This is a genomic window from Mesorhizobium sp. YC-39 (assembly GCF_025753795.1).
In the GTDB taxonomy this organism is placed as follows: domain Bacteria; phylum Pseudomonadota; class Alphaproteobacteria; order Rhizobiales; family Rhizobiaceae; genus Mesorhizobium.
Genome location: NZ_JAOWPS010000001.1, coordinates 396878 through 413102 on the forward strand (window position 1 = coordinate 396878; position 16225 = coordinate 413102).

The following is a 16225-nucleotide window of genomic DNA, read 5'->3' on the forward strand; positions in this document are numbered from 1 at the left end:
GGGCTCACTCCCAAATTGCTGAGTTCCGAAGACCCCAGCGGAATCCCAGCCGGGGTCCCAAGACCCGTGGACGATGTCCCGGACGATGTGCCAGTGGTGGTGGACAGTATCGATGTGGTGCCGGAAGGCGACGCGCTCGACGCCGTCGTGCTACAGGTACCCAATGCTGTTGAAGGCATCGGGTTCACAGACGTCCCGCTCATGGTTGTGGTTCCGTCAACCCCTCCGCCATCGAAAGTGGAAAGGGTGGAGGTCGTTCCGGCAACTTCGGAGGGTGACGCCAGAACACTTGGCGCCAGGACATTGGTGCACCCGGGATTGCTCGTGCCTATGGAGCCGGATGTCGTTGGCGAGCCAGGCGCGGTCAAGCCACCGGGATCGAGTTCGACCGCGCCCAGAGGAATACCAACCGGATTGAGGGGCGAACCGACTGCAGAGAGGGGCGAAGTCATTCCTGTTGTGGGCGTGCTGACTTGCGCCAGGCTCGGCCCGCTGAACAACAGAGCGATCACAATTGCGGTCAGCAAGATTGGCGTCGCAACATCATTGTCATTTTGCATTGGAACTACCGTCGTTTCGTGTGTCCGGGAGAGGCATGCGTAAAGGAACGTCATTGGGCCGTTCGAACGCATTTCGCCGGGTCAGATCGGAGAGGATGCCAGATGGAGGGGGAAGCGCTCTTCCGTAAAGGCGGCTGGATTTCCCTATTCGCACGCCGACCCCGCGCATTCCGCAAAGTGAAGTCTCCGCTGCAAACCAATGTATGAGTCATTCAGACTTATGCTGCGCTTTCGTATACCTTTGTGGGATGGATCGCGTGGTCGCCAACACTCTAATCTAAACAGAAGGAGAGACAGCCAATTGCCCGAATAACGCATGGGTCGAAACGAGCCCGTGACCGCTAGTTCCTGAGTGGCAAGCCGGCTTCCGCCGAAGCCTGTCAGCGGCCTCGCAAACCGATAGCGGTCGCTACAGGCGAAATCGACGACATCGGGAAACGTCTCAGATCAGTTCGCATGAGAGAGGCGCCCGATGTCCCAGACCGCCAGGATCAGTGTGCTCCGCCAAGCCAGTGGCGGATCCAAGATGCCGCCGGCAAGCGCCCCTATCGGGGAGACATTTACGATCGCTCGCGCGCCGAACCGCACTATCTCCACAACCGCCGATAGCCGCCCTGGTGAAGGCGGTCATGGCCAACAAGCTCCAGGAGGCCCGCCGCCGGCGGACGGGCAGCCCGAGGCGAGCGTCGGAAGCGAGCGCGCGGGCGGACCAGGCGGTTCAGATAATGGACACCGAAACCGCCGGCCAGCGGTCTTCATCGTCGGTTTCATTGTCCTGGCTGCTCTTGTCCTCGGCGGGTCCTACTACTGGTACGCGAACCTCAACCTGGTGAGCACGGATGACGCCTATGTCGATGGGCGGGTTGTCACCATCGCGCCGCAGGTTTCGGGCCTCGTCGTGTCGCTGGACGTGACTGACAACCAATATGTTCACAGGGGTGATCCGCTGATCCATATCGATCCGCGCTCATACATGAGCGAGCGGAACCGGGCGCAGGGGACCCTGGACAGCGCCAGGGCGCAAGCTGCGGGGGAACGGCTGGCGACCGAGATCGCTCGCAAGAATTTCCCCGCCCTGTTCCAACAGGCCCAGGCTCAATTGGCGACGGCACAGGCCAATTTGACAAAGGCCCAGTCCGACTATGACCGGCAGAGCACTTTGCCGAAAGCCGCGACAACGCAGCAGGAGGTTGATGCCGCGTTGGCGGCGCTGCGCCAAAGCAAAGCGCAAGTCATGCAAGCCGAAGCCCAGGTTCAGCTGAGTTCACCGGTCGAGCAGCACATCGGCCAGAGCGATGCGCAGGTCGAACAGCAGAACGGTCAAGTCGAACAGGCTCAAGCGCAGCTTGATCAAGCCGAGCTCAATCTCTCCTGGACGGTCGTGACGGCGCCGCAGGACGGCTGGATAACCCGGCGCAACGTGGAAATGGGCAACTACGTCATGCCTGGGCAGCAGATTTTCTCAATCGTTCCGCCGGACATGTGGATCACGGCCAACTTCAAGGAAAACCAGCTTGATGGTCTGCGGCCCGGCCAGAGCGTAAAGATTGACGTGGATGCCTATCCTCGGCTCGACCTGCGTGGCCATGTCGACAGTATCCAGATGGGATCCGGCTCGAAGTTCACCGCCTTCCCACCCGAAAACGCCACCGGCAATTTCGTAAAGATCGTCCAACGCGTGCCGGTCAAGATCGTCATCGACAGCGGGCTCGATCCCAAGCGTCCGCTGCCGCTCGGCATATCGGTGGTTCCGACGGTATCGGTTCGATGAGCAGCGCTCCAGCCGAGGCCAGCGCGACCTGGAAGCCCCGTTACAATCCCTGGCTCATCGCGGTTTCGGTGACCCTTGCCGCCTTTATGGAAGTCCTCGACACGACGATTGTCAATGTGGCCTTGCCGCACATCGCCGGCAGTCTGTCGGCGAGCAATGACGAGGCGACCTGGGCGCTCACCTCCTACCTGGTGGCAAACGGGATCGTGCTGACCATTTCTGGCTGGCTGAGCGATCTCTTCGGGCGCAAGCGCTATTTCCTGATCTGCATCACCATGTTCACGGTCTTCTCGTTCTTGTGCGGGACGTCGACCAGTCTGGGCGAACTGATCGTCTTCCGGCTGCTGCAGGGTTTCTTTGGTGGCGGCCTGCAACCGAACCAGCAGTCGATCATCCTGGACACGTTCCCACCGGCCAGGCGCGCGGCCGCATTCGGCGTGACGGCGATCGCTACGATCGTCGCACCGGTCCTCGGCCCGACGCTGGGCGGCATCATCACCGATCAGTCGACCTGGCGCTGGATCTTCTTCATCAACATACCCGTGGGCATCCTCGCGGTTTTTTTGAACGCGATCCTCGTCGAAGATCCGCCTTGGGTGAAGAACAGGAAGAGCCGGGGGCTCGACTACGTTGGCCTGTCGCTCATCACGCTTGGTCTCGGATGCCTGCAGATCATGATGGATCGCGGCACGGATGACGATTGGTTCGGTTCGCCCTTCATCGTGTTGATGGCGCTGCTCGCTTTCCTGGGAATCGCGGGCGCGATCGGCTGGCTGCTGATTGCCAAGAAACCGATCGTCAATCTCGACGTGTTCAAGGACAGGAATTTCACCGCCGGCTGCGCAATGATCGCGGTGATGGGCAGTATCCTCTACGCTAGTGCCGTCGTCATCCCGCAGCTCGCACAACAGGTTCTCGGCTATACCGCAACCTGGGCGGGGCTCATTCTTTCTCCAGGCGGCATCGTCGTCATCGTCCTTATTCCATTGGTGGGACGTCTCATGACAATCGTCCAGACGCGGTTCGTCGTGGCTGCCGGTTTTCTGGTGATGGGATTTGCGCTCTTCTTCTCGAGCCATCTGGCACCGAACATCGATTTCCCGACACTCGTGCTGATGCGCAGTTTGCAGGCAGCCGCGCTAGCGTTTTTGTTCGTGCCCATCAGTACGACCACCTATCTCAGTTTGCCACGCGAACTGAGTGGCGACGGGGCTGCCCTCTTTTCGATGGTTCGCAACGTGTCCGGTTCGATAGGGATTTCCGTCGCAACCTCGCTCGTCACCGAGCGGAGCCAGATCCGGCAGTCCTATCTGTCGGAATGGGCCTCGCCCTTTCATCAACCCTACGACGTGCTGGTTGATCAATACGAACGTGCGTTGACGGCGACGGGGCATGCCGCGGGATCGGTTCATGGAATGGCGGTTGGAAAGGTCTACCAGGTCTTCCAGACGCAAGTTGCCGTCCTCGCCTATTCGGACGTCTTTCTGTTTTTCTCCTTTGTCGCCTTCCTCGCCGTTCCCTTTTGCCTCCTGCTATCCGGCAAGAAGGCAGCCGACGGCGAGGGCGCCAGCCACGCGGATTGATCATGGGCCAAGATTTGCGCGCCGTTGCAGCGATTTCAGTCATGTTCGCGCTGGCAGGTTGCACTGTCGGACCGGATTTCATTCGGCCTGATCCGGGCCTGCCAAAACGCTGGTTTGCGGACGGCGCGGCAGCTGCGCCGGTGGGCTCCGAGGGGTCCAGCGCGACGGTTATCGAGCCCGTCGACCCCGCTTGGTGGCAGGCCTTTCGAGACGCGACCCTTACCTCGCTCATGCAGCGCGTCGCCGACGCCAACCTCGATGTGAAGACCGCGACCGTCCGGCTCGCAGAAAGCCGTTTTCAGCGCGCCGCCGTGGCCTCCGCCCAACTGCCTGGCCTGAATGGCAGCGCCAGATACCAACATCAGAATCTTAGCGATGTGAGTGCCAAAGGCAGCCTGATCGAAGGTCTCCTTGGTTCGCCGAGCATTTCTTCCGCAAAGCCGGCCGATCTGTTTACTGGCGGTTTCGATGCTTCGTGGGAACTCGATCTTTGGGGGCACGTCCGCCGCCAGGTCGAAGCTGCGGATGCGCAGATCCAGTCTTCCGAGGAGCAGCGGCGTGACGCGCTCGTCTCGAGCCTCGCCGAAACCGCACGCGACTATATCCAGCTGCGCGGCACGCAGACCCTGATCAGGATCGCCAACCACAATCTGAAGATCCAGCAGGACATTTTGCAGCTGACGCAAACGCGCCAGCTGCAAGGCTTGACGACCAGTCTGGACGTCGAGAACGCCGCCGCGCAGGTCGAAGCCATCCGTGCCCAGCTGCCCAGCCTGCAACAACAGGAAGCGCAGCAGATCAACGCCGTGAGCTTTCTGCTCGACCTGCCGCCCGATGCGCTGCGCGGCGAACTCGCCACCGGCAAACAGGTGGTGCCGATGCCTGCCCGGGTTCCGGCCGGCATTCCTTCCGATCTCGCGCGGCGGCGGCCGGACATTCGCGCCGCGGAAGCGCAGCTTCACGCGGCCACCGCCGACATCGGCGTGGCAGTTGCCGAATTCTATCCATCCATCCAGCTGAATGGGTCGGTGGGCTTCGACGCCCTCAAGGTCGGGAGTCTGTTGACGGCCAGGGCGATCACAACCAATCTCGGTCCGAGCATTTCGATACCGATTTTCCAGGGCGGCCGGCTGAAGGCGACACTGGAGCTTCGCAAGGCCCAGCAGGTCGAGGCGGCGATCGCCTACCACAGGACAGTGCTGCGAGCCTGGCACGAAGTTGTCGATGCCCTCATCGACTACCGCACCGAACGGCAGCGGCGCGCCCGACTGGCCAGGCAGGTCGAGCATCTGCGACAGGCCTTGTCGCTGGCCCGTGACCGCTACAATGACGGAGTCACCGAGTTCACCACCGTGCTCGACACCGCACGCACATTGCTGCAAGCCGAACAGGATCACGCACAGAGCACGACCAACATCTCGATCGACCTCGTCCAATTGTACAAAGCGCTCGGTGGCGGGTGGGAATTGACGTATCCGAACGCGCCACCCGAGCCACCGATCAGCGCCCAACGACCGTCGAAGGCAAGGAAACCAACATGACTATGTCGAGGTTTGTTGTGGCACGCAGTGCTGAAAGCCGGCGCTAATGCATGTCGCGCAAAGTGCGCAGCGGTTTTGCGACAACGACATGCATGAAAACAAGAACTTAAAGCGCGTCGCATGAATCCGTTCAAACGCGACGCGCTTTAGATCACTTCCTGGGCCTCATCACGCCTTTGGAAATCGGTCAAGCCCCCTCTCGGCGGACTTGACCGTTGCACCATGGGACTGTGCCGCCATCGGGGAAACCGCTTCGATCCGATCACCCGGTCGGCGAGGTTGGATCACGGGCAAGAGTGCCACATTCCACTGGGCCCATCGTAACTCTGATTTACGGCATCGAACGAGCAGTAAGCAGCATCGGTGTCGTAGTTCCACCAAGGCTGAAAGTGATATTCCCCATCGCTGAAAACGACCTTGTGGTGCGGGTGTTGGTGCTGGCGGTTGCCAATGCCGCCACCGCTAAAGTCGCTAAAGTCTACGGCATGACCATCGCTGCCGTTGCCGCGCGCCATGGAGACCGTCGCCGTGCCGGTCGCCAGCATCACGCCCAAAGTAATCTTCGCCAATGTTGTCGCTAATTTTCTCACGATACGCTCCTGAAAATTGAGAACAGTACTTATATTAGTCATGTATTTCATTCTCGAAATAGCGCCTATGTTTGACAGAGATATATCATCATCTATGGCTATGACTCGTTGGGGGCACGACGGCATCGGCAGTACGAAACGAATTCCAGCCGGGCCGCAGTTCGGTAGACGTGCGAGGCAAAATCCTTGGGTGTTCGAATCCGGCCCCCACTCGTGGGGTCCGGATTCGAAGAGGCCGTGGTGGATCACGGACAATATCACGGACAATATGGGTAAAGGCCGAGATACCCTTCGTATGGATACGGATACGGGTAACCGCAGTAGCCGTCGTCATAATAATCACTACCGAAGCCGCGGCCCCTTCTGAACCTGTGACCGTCGCGGACATGGACGCCATGGACATGCGCCTCACCGCCCAAGCCTGCGATACGACCGCCACCGGCAACGCCTACGCCGTGCTCACCGCCAAAGCCGCCGCCCCCGAAATGACCGCCGCCAAAGCCCCCGAAATGGCCGCCGCCCCCCATGCTTTCGGCATGACCGCCACCGCCAAAGCCGCCGCCGCCAAAGCCTCCGCCGTGTCCGCCGCCGCCACCGCCGTGCGCCATTGACATCGTCGCCGAACCGGTTGCCAGCATTGCGCCCAGAGCAATCGTCGCCAAGATTGTTGTTGTCTTTTTCATAATACACTCCTGTAGTTGAAGCTTTCTAAGTCGTCGAAAGCTACCTGTATGTAGATGCAGGAGGCATTTCTCAGTATAATACACTTGTTTGATATACGTATATCTCTTAACTACACACGTTACTTTTTGATCGCATTGGCAGTGCCGGCAATTCGCCCTACGGACGGCCAGCGCTTCGATCCTGGCGGGTGGGAAGTACGCAACTCCGCGATTGCTGGCCATGTCGTGGCAGCTCACGAGCGGCTGGAATTGCTTAAAGCCGGCTGTCTCGCCTCATTGGTTTTTGCGATTTTCCCGGAACCAGCCGGGCGCAGCCGTGCTGCTCAGCGCCGGTTTGCGCTCCGGTCCGACCGTCCTGTCCTTCGGCGCCGTCGTCCATCTATTCCACACTGACAACGGTCTGGATTTCATCCCGTTTCGCATAGACAACCTTCACCGCATTTTGCAGTTTTTCAAAGGCGCGCATCTCAATCTGGCGCACACGCTCGCGCGAAACGCCGAATTCGTTGGAGAGATCCGCCAAACTCCTCGGGTCATCCGCAAGCCGGCGCGCCTCGAGGATACACCGTTCGCGCGCGTTGAGCACGCCAAGCGAGTCGATCAGCGCCCTGCGCCGGTTGGAGGCTTCTTCGAACTGAACGAGCCTGTACTCCTGGTTGTCCTCGCTCTCGACCAGCAGATCTTGCCATTCGCTTTCGGGCAGACCTCGCAGGGGCGCGTTGAGCGACGTGTCACCGCCCAGGCGGCTGTTCATGTAGACAACCTCCTTCTCCGTCACGCCAAGGTCGCTTGCAATGAGTTCCACCTGATCTGGATGCAGGTCACCGTCGTCCAGCGCCGAGAGGCGAGCCTTGAGCCGCCGCAAATTGAAGAACAACTTTCTTTGATTGGGCGTCGTACCGATCTTCACCAGCGACCAGGAGCGCAGGACATATTCGCGAATGGACGCCTTGATCCACCAGATCGCATAGGTCGCCAAACGAAAGCCGCGCTCCGGTTCGAAGCGATTGACCGCCTTGATCAGACCGATGCTGCCCTCTGATATTACCTCTGACATCGGCAGCCCGTATCCGCGATAGCGCATGGCAACCTTGGCAACGAGGCGAAGATGCGACACCACCAGCTGGTGAGCGGCCTCCGGATCGTTGTTCTCGCGCCAGCGTTTCGCCAGCGTTTGTTCCTGCCCCTGCGTCAGCATGGGGAGATGTTTGATGGCGTCGAGATAACGGCGAAGCCCGCTTTCGCTCGAAAAATCTGCTGTGCGTGCCATGAAGCACTCCTTACCTACGTCGCAGGGGAATCAGTTGTTTCTCGACGCCCATGGACTTTCGATGTTGGCTTCTCTGGATGTTGGCTTCTCTGTTCGACGCTGCCGCTATCTGCCGCCCCCTTCGCTTGAAGGGCGAAGGTGCACCCAGGTGCCGCTAGGGCGTGCCATGGAGCACAGAATCGATACAGCTGATCATGGCCTGGCTATCCAACGGCTTGCGGAAGAAGCCGATGGCGCCCGTTTCTCGAGCGCGTTTGCGGAAACGCTCCTCGGGAAAGGCGGTGATCAAAATGGTCGGTATGTGATAGCCATGTTCGATCAAATGATCCTGCAGCTCTATTCCTGTCATTCCGGGCATCTGGATATCGCAGATCAAGCACGACGTGTTTTCCAGATTAGATGACCTCAGGAAATCCTCGGCCGATTCGAATGCAAATGCGATGAAACCCAACGATCTAACGAGGCTTGCAGTTGCAAGTCGAACGGACTCATCGTCGTCGATGATCGAGATCATCGCGTTACGGGTCAATTCACTATTCCTCCGTGCTTGCCGATGACCCAAGCATTGCTGTTTCAACGACTGTTTCTCGGCGAGATACTGCGCCTTCGGCCGCGAAAGCGAAAGTTATACAGAGGTGTAACAAAGTTATTTCCCGGGAGCGTCTATCCCCAGGGCGCCGGCCATCTTCACCAGGTCGGCTAGAGTTCTGGCGCCCATTTTCTTCATCAGGCGCCCGCGGTGGATTTTCACCGTGATTTCACTGAGTTGCATCTCGCCGGCGATTTGCTTGTTCATCAATCCAGTCGCGACAAATGCCATCACTTCGCGCTCCCGAGGGGTCAGGGTGCGCAGAAGGCTCTGCAGCTCCGACAGCGCCAGGTCTCTCTCTCGCCGTTGCCTGTCGCGCTCCAGAGCGCCGGCGACTGCATCCAGAATATCCTGATCCCGGAAGGGCTTGGTGAGGAAATCGACCGCGCCGGCCTTCATGGCTCGCACGGACATCGGAATGTCGCCGTGACCGGTCATGAAAATGATCGGCAGGTGAATGCCTGCCTTGCCCAACTGCGTTTGAAATTCGAGTCCGCTCACCTCCGGCAGCCTGATATCGAGCACAAGGCAGCTTGGACCGTCGGGAAGCCGACTATTCAACAGTTCGGGAGCAGAACCGAAAAGCTCGACGCGCGTACCGACAGATCGGAAGAGGCTGCTTAAAGCTTCACGCAATGACGGATCGTCGTCCACGACCAGAACAGTCGGAGGCACGGCGCCGTTGTTGCCTTGTGACTGGGAGGGAGAGACGGGGCGTCGGATCATGACCCGGCATCCTTTTCGACGCGTGGCAGGGAAAATTGGAATATCGCGCCGCCGCCTGGATTGGGCACGATCCATACATGGCCTCCATGTGACTCAACGATCGACCGGCAGATCGACAGCCCCATGCCTATTCCATCCGCCTTGGTGGTGAAGAAGGCCTTGAACAGCTGACGCGCACTATCGGGATCGATGCCTGGTCCAGAATCCTGGACCCTCACATTTGCCTGGTTCGATTCATCGATCGACGTCGTAACGAGAATTTCGCGGAAGTCAGTGTTACTGGAGGCCATTGCCTGAATCCCGTTGATCAGCAGATTGATCAAGACCTGTTGAAGCTGGACACGGTCGCCAAGTGCGGGCAGCGGCCGGTTGGCTAGATCCAGTTTCAGGGTAACGCGATTTGCAACGAGCTCATGCCGCACCAACACGAGGGATTCGTTGACGAGCTCGTTCACGTCGACAAGGGCCATCTGGATGTCACCCTTCTTGGACAACGCCCGGATTCGATGGACGATATCGCTGGCGCGTTGAGCGTCAGCGATGCTCCGCTTGACCGCGCTGCGGACCTCATCCAGATCGGGCTTGTCCCGATCGATCCATCGTAGGCACGCCTCACCATTCATAACGATGCCGGCCAGCGGCTGATTCACCTCGTGCGCGATCGAGGCCGTCAATTCACCCAATGTGGTGAGGCGTGTCACATGGGCGAGTTCGGCCTGGGCCTTCAGGACCTCGGTTTCGGCGCGCCTGCGCTGTGATATGTCCGTATTCGTTTCGAGAACCGCCAACGGTTGGCCATCGGCATCCTTCTTCAGCGACCAGCGGCTGGAAACGACAACGACGGATCCGTCCCGCTTCGTGTGCACGAGCTCGCCTTCCCAGCGCTCGGAGCTGAGCAGTTGCCGATTGATCTCGTTCAACTTGGCTGGAAAGACTGTCTGCAGGAGCTGATGGGTGGACTTTCCCGCCGCGTATTGGGCGGACCAGCCGTAAATGGCTTCAGCGCCACGATTCCAATAAGTGATTATACCGCCCATGCTGCGCACGAAAATCGCATCATGCGTCAAATCGAGCAGTTGGGCCTTTTCAGATAGATCGGTCGAGGTCGACTGGTTTTTAAGCACAAGAAGGGTGGTAATGGCGATGGCCGCGATGCTCATGAGGCAGCGGCTGAGCGCGCCTCCACTGGCTTCCTCTCCGTGAACAAACCAGAAGCTCAATGAGGTGAGCGCTATACAGGCGAATGAGCACAAGACAATGCCACGCCTACGGAAGGCGGCGCCTGCGAGCAGAATAACGACCACATAGAGGACCGCGACCGCTCCAGAAAATGGATCAATCGTATCGACAACGAATATTCCGGCCGCCAGCAGGATGGCTAGAGGCGCCACCAGCCACGAATTGCCGGATGCTGGCGGAGATAGTCTGTGCCGCATAAGGTCTCTGCTCGGTTCCTGGTCGACGCTTGCGCTGCTGATCGACTCTCCGTGGCGCACCTTCCACCCTAGCCAACAGAATCCTTTCTGCTTGTTCGAAATTGCGGTCGTCGGTGCCTGATTGCACCTTTGTCACTGCAACGCCTCGCCGCAAACCAAATCTCCAGGGATCGAGCGCCCGTCAACGACACAGGCTTGAGAGCGAGCCTTGCGGAAAACACGCAAATCAGAGCCGGCGAAGGCAACAACGCACAAGTCTTGGCGGCAACGAGAGCGGTATGACGAAACAGGATTACGCCCGGTTCAACGCCTAGGCGGAACCCACCCGCTCGCCTTTTTACATCCGGCGGCGTTTCTCGGCTGAATTGAAGGAGGAACTCATGGCACATGCGATCGAACGGTCCGGCAGTCTCGGCTCAGCCTTCCCGGAGTTGCGTGCAAAATGCTGGCTTTTTATCATGCTCGGCATCGCCCTGCTGAGCCTGGGCTTTCTGGGATTCGCGAACTTGTCCGCCGCTCCGGTGCCATCCGTCTTCTATATTGGCGTGCTGATGTCGGTAGCCGGCATCGCGCAGGTTGTGCACGCTTTCAATATTCAGGGATGGAGATCGTTTGCATTCTGGCTGTTAAGCGGCGTCGCCTATGCAATCGCCGGTATCGCCGCGTTCCGCAATCCACTGCTTGCAGCCTCGGCTTACACGCTCGTGCTGGCAATCACACTAATTGCGGCAGGCATTCTGCGGTTCTGGGTAGGCCTCCAGTCCAGGCGCCATCTGGCCTGGGGCTGGGTTGCGTTTTCAGGGGTAGTTACGCTTGTTGCGGGCCTTGTCATCCTCTTCGGACGGCCACTCAATACTTTGGCGGCGCCAGGCGCGATTCTGGCAATCGACCTGACCATGCAAGGTGCGACACTCTTGGCATTCGGCTTTGGACTGAAGAGCAGCGCGTTGTCATGGATGTAAAAATAGAAACAGGCGAGCGCGATAGCCTGAGCGTTCCCATTTGCCGCAAGCCGCCTGAGACGATCGCGAGCAGCGTTCCTCCGCATCGCTCCACCTCTGACAGCCACGATCATCGTGCGATTCAGCTATTGCGTGCGTCAACAAGAAAGACCTCGTCAGCGCCCGATCAATATCGTGTGCCACGCGGACACTCATGCGGTCCGTGGCCGAACCAATTCGCGCCGTCGAGAAGCCACCGCAGCAAGGAATGAAACAAAATGAGCATAGTCACCGACAAGATATCCCGTCGAACCATGCTGGCGGCGACAGCAGCCGGCGGCTTGCTCACGACGGCGACACTGGCCCAGGCGCAGAAAAGTGACCCGATAGCCAACGGCCGCGGCGGCACCAACCCTGGTCCGATGAATCCTTCCCGAATAGCCCAGAACCCGGACCTGATGGTCCCACCGAACACGGATGCGGGTAGCCTGCCGAACCTGCGTTTCTCGTTCGACGATGCCCATATCCGACTGTCCGCCGGCGGCTGGACCCGGCAGGTGACCGCACGCGAACTCGGCGTCTCCAAGGACATTGCCGGCGTGATCATGCGCCTGAATGCCGGCGGCGTGCGTGAGTTGCATTGGCACAAGGCGGCCGAGTGGGCCTATGTTCTGTACGGGAAAGCACGCATCACGGCGGTCGATGCCAATGGCCACAATTTCGTCGACGACGTCGGCGCGGGTGACCTGTGGTATTTCCCGCCGGGCATTCCACACTCGATCCAGGGCCTTGATCCAGACGGGACGGAATTTTTGTTGGTGTTCGATGACGGCGACTTCGACGAGGACAACACCTTCCTTTTAAGCGACTTTCTGAAGCACACGCCTCCCGAGGTGCTCGCCAAGAATTTCGGCGTTCCGGCATCGAGCCTTGCGAACGTCCCCGATCCCAGCGCGCTTTACATGTTTCCCGCGCCGGTACCGGGGCCGCTCGGCGCAGACAAGATCGCGGGCGCGGTTGAGGTCCTGCAAAGCTTCAGCCACCGCATGATGGCGCAGGCTCCGATCAAGATGAAACATGGAACTGCGCGAATTACCGACAGCAGCGTGTTCCAAGCTTCCAAAACAATCGCGGCGGCCCTGGTCGAGGTCGAGCCGGGAGCTATGCGCGAGTTGCATTGGCATCCGAATACGAACGAATGGCAGTACTACATTCAGGGTCAGGCCCGTATGGGGGTGTTCGCGGCGTCAGGCGCCGCCCGCACATTCGACTTCCAGGCCAACGACGTCGGCTACGTACCCTTTGCCATGGGCCACTACATCGAGAACACAGGCAACACGACGTTGCGATATTTGGAGGTGTTCAAGAGCGACCACTTCGCCGATGTGTCACTGAATCAGTGGCTTGCCCTCACACCGCCGGAATTGGTCCGCGCCAGTTTGCGCGTCGACTCGCAGTTTCTGCACGCCTTGCGCAGGGAGAAGTCGCCCGTCGTGCCGGCCTAGCGTCGCGCACCCTATCTCTAGGCGTGCTGTCGCGCCTGAGAACAGCATTGCGGTGGGGGTGGCGGCCGAAGCGGGCGATCACCGCGCGGTGCCTGCGTGGCTGGGCTGCGCCCATCTCGCAGACCTGCCGCAGATGCGGTGGCGCCTCGTCGATCATGCGGTCCGCGATGGAGATGTTGAGGTTGGCGAGGTGGTCGGCCGGATCGGCGCATTCGCAGTGTTCCAGCGGTATCTTGAAGGTGGTCTTCTGCCAGACGTTTTCCAGCGCTTCGAAATGGCCGTTCTTCAGCCCTTCAAGCCAAAGGCGCGAGCCCTCTCGTCATAGGCATGGGCGAGAGGGTCTTCGCCGACGCCGGCCACCAAGGCCCGCGCGTCGCGACCGCAACCCGTCTCGCTGTCGAGATCGTCCGTCCCATCGCGAGAACGTCATGCGTTTCGGGACGGACTCTAATCCGCCTGAAGCGTCATCATTGGTCTAGCGTGCGCATTCACGCAACAAAGTTGTGATGTTCGCATCAAGATTGCGGGCGACAGCAAGAGCCTCCAAACTACCATAAGAGAGCAGATAACTCTCCATTTTGTCATAGGAGACATGCACGCCATCGGGACGTTCATCGACAAGGACTGTGACTGGCGCGTAAGATCCAGCATCGGGAACGTACTTGACCATTTCTTTCATGATGAGTGGATTGCCCACTAGGAATCGCATGCTCCTTGGAGTGTCGAATCCAGTTTCGCGGCGCAGAATAGCGCCCAAGTCGAATTCCGCGAAGAGCATAAGCCCTGTGCGGCCCAGGCCGCTTTGCACTGCACGCTCCAGTTCCGTGAAGGAATCTGCAGCCCTCGTCGCTTTGAAAAATTCGACCATGTCAGGTTGCCCGACCGCTAACTTGAGCGCGGCCACAACGGCGTCGAATGGTTTGGAACATTTGAGGCTGAAACGCTCAACCTCGACCTTTGCGATTGTCATTTCTTTCTCCGCAACAGTTTTCATGAACAAAGGTGCGACCGATCGCGCCGCGATTATGCAACCGCCGGTTACGCTTCCAGGAAGGTCCGGACGTGGCTGACGAACAAATCGTGGTACTGAAACAGGGCGCCGTGGCCGGAATCGGGATAGAGCACCAGCTGGGCGTTGCCTAGAACCTTGAACATTGCGTAGGCATTGTCCGCCGGCAGCATGGTGTCGTGGCTGCCGCTGACTACAAGGGCAGGCTGGCGGATGGCGCGCAGGATGGCGTGCTCGGGATCAGGTGTGGCGCACCAGGTAATAAGCGCCTTGGCTTGCGGATCAGTCACCGTGCTGCCGTTATCGATGTCTCGATCTTCCTTACGGACCTTCGCGCGCTTCAGGAACGCCAGGCCGGCCGACTGGCTGGCGGACGACTTCGTGAAGAACAGTGGCAGGCGAGGGTCCGGGGCCTCGGCTTGGGAAAACGCATCCTTGAGAACTGCCAGCAGGTGTTCCTCTCCGCCTTTCGGAGCGGTACCGACGAGGATGAGTTTGCGGACCAGCCGTCCGTGCTCGGCGGCGATCTGCTGGGCGATACAGCCGCCAAGGGAAAAGCCCAGCAGATCGACTTCGGAAAGGGCGAGCAGGTTGATGAAGGTGACCGCGTCTCGGGCCATCGCCGCTATATTGTCGGGCGTTTGGCCTGTCGAGCGGCCGACCCCGGCATTGTCGAAAGCGATCACCGGGCGATCGGCGGCCAGGACATTCACGACGGCGGGATCCCATGCATCGATGTTGCCCGAAAAATGCTGCAGGAGAACGAGCGGCGTTCCGGTCGATCGGCCGAGGCGGCGATAGGCGAAGCGGATTCCGCTGCTTTCGATGTAACGGGTGGGCGCCGTTTCCAGTGTCGCGGCGTCCTGGCTCATGGTGTCGAGTTCAGTCATGTCATTCTCCGATGCTTGGCATAAACAATCGAGTGGGAGTAACCGGCGTGACCCAGCGACCGAAACTTTCCTCAAGCATGTCGCTGCAGCTGCCGCGGTCTTCGCTGGGTCTGGGCCGTTGGCGGTCCGAGGCATCTCACACGCCTCAAACGAAATGTGGGCGCCCCGGCACGGAAGTGCCGGAGCGGTATCGTCACTTCACGAGCGAGGCCTTTTCAATTGCCTCGGCGACTTCCTTCGCATGGACGACGAGCGAGGCATGGCTGCCGGCGACCTGCGTCGTCCGGGCATGCATCCTGGTTGCGAACATCTTCTGGGCCTCGGGTGCGATGACCTTGTCCTTTGTGCTGATCACATAGAACGACGGCTTGTCGCGCCAGGCTGCGGTATCGACCGGCGCTTCGAACGCTGTGTGGTTCAACGGGAGTTGATGGTTTGCCAGCGATTCGGCGATCTCCGGAGGAAGGTCCGCCGCGACTGCCGAAGGAAATACTTTGGGATCGATGTAGAGGTCGCCCTTTTCGTCGGGATGAATCGCCGCGCCGCCTTCGGTTGCCGGACCGCTCTTTGCCAGGGTGGCCAGGGATTGTCCTACGTCGGGCGCGAATGCGGAGACATAGACGAGCGCCGAGACCTTCGGATCGTCACCTGCTTGCGTGATGACAACGCCGCCCCAGGAGTGGCCAACGAGAACGGTCTTGCCGTTCTGTTTCGCGAGCGCCTGCCTGGTGGCATCAACGTCCGCTTCGAGGGAGGTGAGCGGATTTTCAACGAGCGTTACGTTGTAGCCCCTCCTCGTGAGGATATCGGCAACAGGCTTCCAGCTTGTCTGGTCGACGAAAGCGCCATGGACGAGCACGATATTGCGAGCCGCCCCCTTGGGCAGTTGAGCCGATTGGGCGGGTGCGGCAATTGTTGCACCGGCCATGAGGACTGTAGCGACTGAAAGTAGAAGATTTCGCATTGATTGCTCCTGTTGGGATGACGGACGACGCGCGTCCGGGGATGGGCAGCCGTCTGTGCGAAGCCGCGGTTCTTCCATCTGCCGTTTTGCGAAATGGATGACCGCACGACGCATCGGGCCGCTGCGACATGAGATCGTCCGCGAAGGTCGCGGACGCTAGGGCACAA

General features: G+C 59.7%; 16 protein-coding genes. 7 read left to right on the forward strand and 9 right to left on the reverse strand.

The genetic code is table 11. The features are described 5' to 3' along the window. Positions 1–66 precede the first annotated feature (66 nt). The 4 genes from OHD62_RS01870 to OHD62_RS01885 all read left to right on the forward strand — a co-directional run bounded on the left by OHD62_RS01870 (position 67) and on the right by OHD62_RS01885 (position 5455). Positions 67–603, forward strand: coding sequence for a hypothetical protein (locus tag OHD62_RS01870; protein WP_263780533.1), 537 nt, complete (start codon positions 67–69; stop codon positions 601–603). A 429-nt stretch (positions 604–1032) separates the two neighbouring features. Continuing rightward, positions 1033–2331, forward strand: coding sequence for an HlyD family secretion protein (locus tag OHD62_RS01875; protein WP_263780535.1), 1299 nt, complete (start codon positions 1033–1035; stop codon positions 2329–2331). Further along, positions 2328–3914, forward strand: coding sequence for a DHA2 family efflux MFS transporter permease subunit (locus OHD62_RS01880; RefSeq protein WP_263780536.1), 1587 nt, complete (start codon positions 2328–2330; stop codon positions 3912–3914). The genes OHD62_RS01875 and OHD62_RS01880 overlap by 4 nt, the downstream gene beginning before the upstream one ends. A gap of 2 nt (positions 3915–3916) precedes the next feature. Then, a complete protein-coding gene (locus tag OHD62_RS01885) occupies positions 3917–5455 on the forward strand; it encodes an efflux transporter outer membrane subunit (RefSeq protein WP_263780537.1) in 1539 nt (512 codons plus the stop codon). A 284-nt stretch (positions 5456–5739) separates the two neighbouring features. On the opposite strand, the gene OHD62_RS01890 is transcribed toward OHD62_RS01885, so the two are convergent. Next, a complete protein-coding gene (locus tag OHD62_RS01890; RefSeq protein ID WP_263780539.1) occupies positions 5740–6096 on the reverse strand; it encodes a hypothetical protein in 357 nt (118 codons plus the stop codon). Between the two features lie 344 nt (positions 6097–6440). Between OHD62_RS01890 and OHD62_RS01895 the strand changes: the two genes are divergently transcribed. Then, positions 6441–6656 carry a hypothetical protein gene (locus OHD62_RS01895; protein WP_263780540.1) on the forward strand — a complete coding sequence of 72 codons (216 nt, stop codon included), beginning with the start codon at positions 6441–6443 and terminating at the stop codon, positions 6654–6656. Positions 6657–7107: 451 nt separating this feature from the next. Here OHD62_RS01895 and rpoH read toward each other — a convergent pair whose 3' ends face one another. From rpoH to OHD62_RS01915, 4 genes are all read right to left on the reverse strand, one after another. Beyond that, complete coding sequence (rpoH, locus tag OHD62_RS01900) at positions 7108–7998, reverse strand: RNA polymerase sigma factor RpoH (RefSeq protein WP_263780541.1); 891 nt, start codon at positions 7996–7998, stop codon at positions 7108–7110. A gap of 154 nt (positions 7999–8152) precedes the next feature. Beyond that, positions 8153–8527 carry a response regulator transcription factor gene (locus tag OHD62_RS01905; protein WP_244734480.1) on the reverse strand — a complete coding sequence of 125 codons (375 nt, stop codon included), beginning with the start codon at positions 8525–8527 and terminating at the stop codon, positions 8153–8155. 117 nt (positions 8528–8644) lie between these two features. Further along, a complete protein-coding gene (locus OHD62_RS01910; RefSeq protein ID WP_263780543.1) occupies positions 8645–9313 on the reverse strand; it encodes a response regulator transcription factor in 669 nt (222 codons plus the stop codon). After that, positions 9310–10749: an ATP-binding protein gene (locus OHD62_RS01915; RefSeq protein WP_263780544.1), complete on the reverse strand. Its 1440-nt coding sequence runs from the start codon at positions 10747–10749 to the stop codon at positions 9310–9312. The genes OHD62_RS01910 and OHD62_RS01915 overlap by 4 nt, the downstream gene beginning before the upstream one ends. Positions 10750–11129: 380 nt before the next feature. Between OHD62_RS01915 and OHD62_RS01920 the strand changes: the two genes are divergently transcribed. Then, entirely contained in the window at positions 11130–11711 is a 582-nt protein-coding gene (locus tag OHD62_RS01920) for an HdeD family acid-resistance protein (protein ID WP_263780545.1), read from the forward strand. A gap of 257 nt (positions 11712–11968) precedes the next feature. Then, on the forward strand, positions 11969–13195 hold the full coding sequence (locus OHD62_RS01925; RefSeq protein ID WP_263780546.1) for an oxalate decarboxylase family bicupin: 1227 nt from the start codon (positions 11969–11971) through the stop codon (positions 13193–13195). On the opposite strand, the gene OHD62_RS01930 is transcribed toward OHD62_RS01925, so the two are convergent. The 4 genes from OHD62_RS01930 to OHD62_RS01945 form a co-directional block, all read right to left on the reverse strand. After that, positions 13101–13484 (reverse strand): DUF924 family protein, encoded by a 384-nt coding sequence (locus OHD62_RS01930; protein WP_318528727.1) that lies wholly within the window; start codon positions 13482–13484, stop codon positions 13101–13103. The genes OHD62_RS01925 and OHD62_RS01930 overlap by 95 nt on opposite strands. Before the next feature lie 186 nt (positions 13485–13670). Next, a complete protein-coding gene (locus tag OHD62_RS01935; RefSeq protein ID WP_263780548.1) occupies positions 13671–14165 on the reverse strand; it encodes a DUF302 domain-containing protein in 495 nt (164 codons plus the stop codon). 68 nt (positions 14166–14233) lie between these two features. Next, a complete protein-coding gene (locus OHD62_RS01940) occupies positions 14234–15094 on the reverse strand; it encodes an alpha/beta fold hydrolase (RefSeq protein ID WP_263780549.1) in 861 nt (286 codons plus the stop codon). Positions 15095–15287: 193 nt separating this feature from the next. Then, a complete protein-coding gene (locus OHD62_RS01945) occupies positions 15288–16058 on the reverse strand; it encodes an alpha/beta hydrolase (RefSeq protein WP_263782262.1) in 771 nt (256 codons plus the stop codon). Positions 16059–16225: the final 167 nt, after the last annotated feature.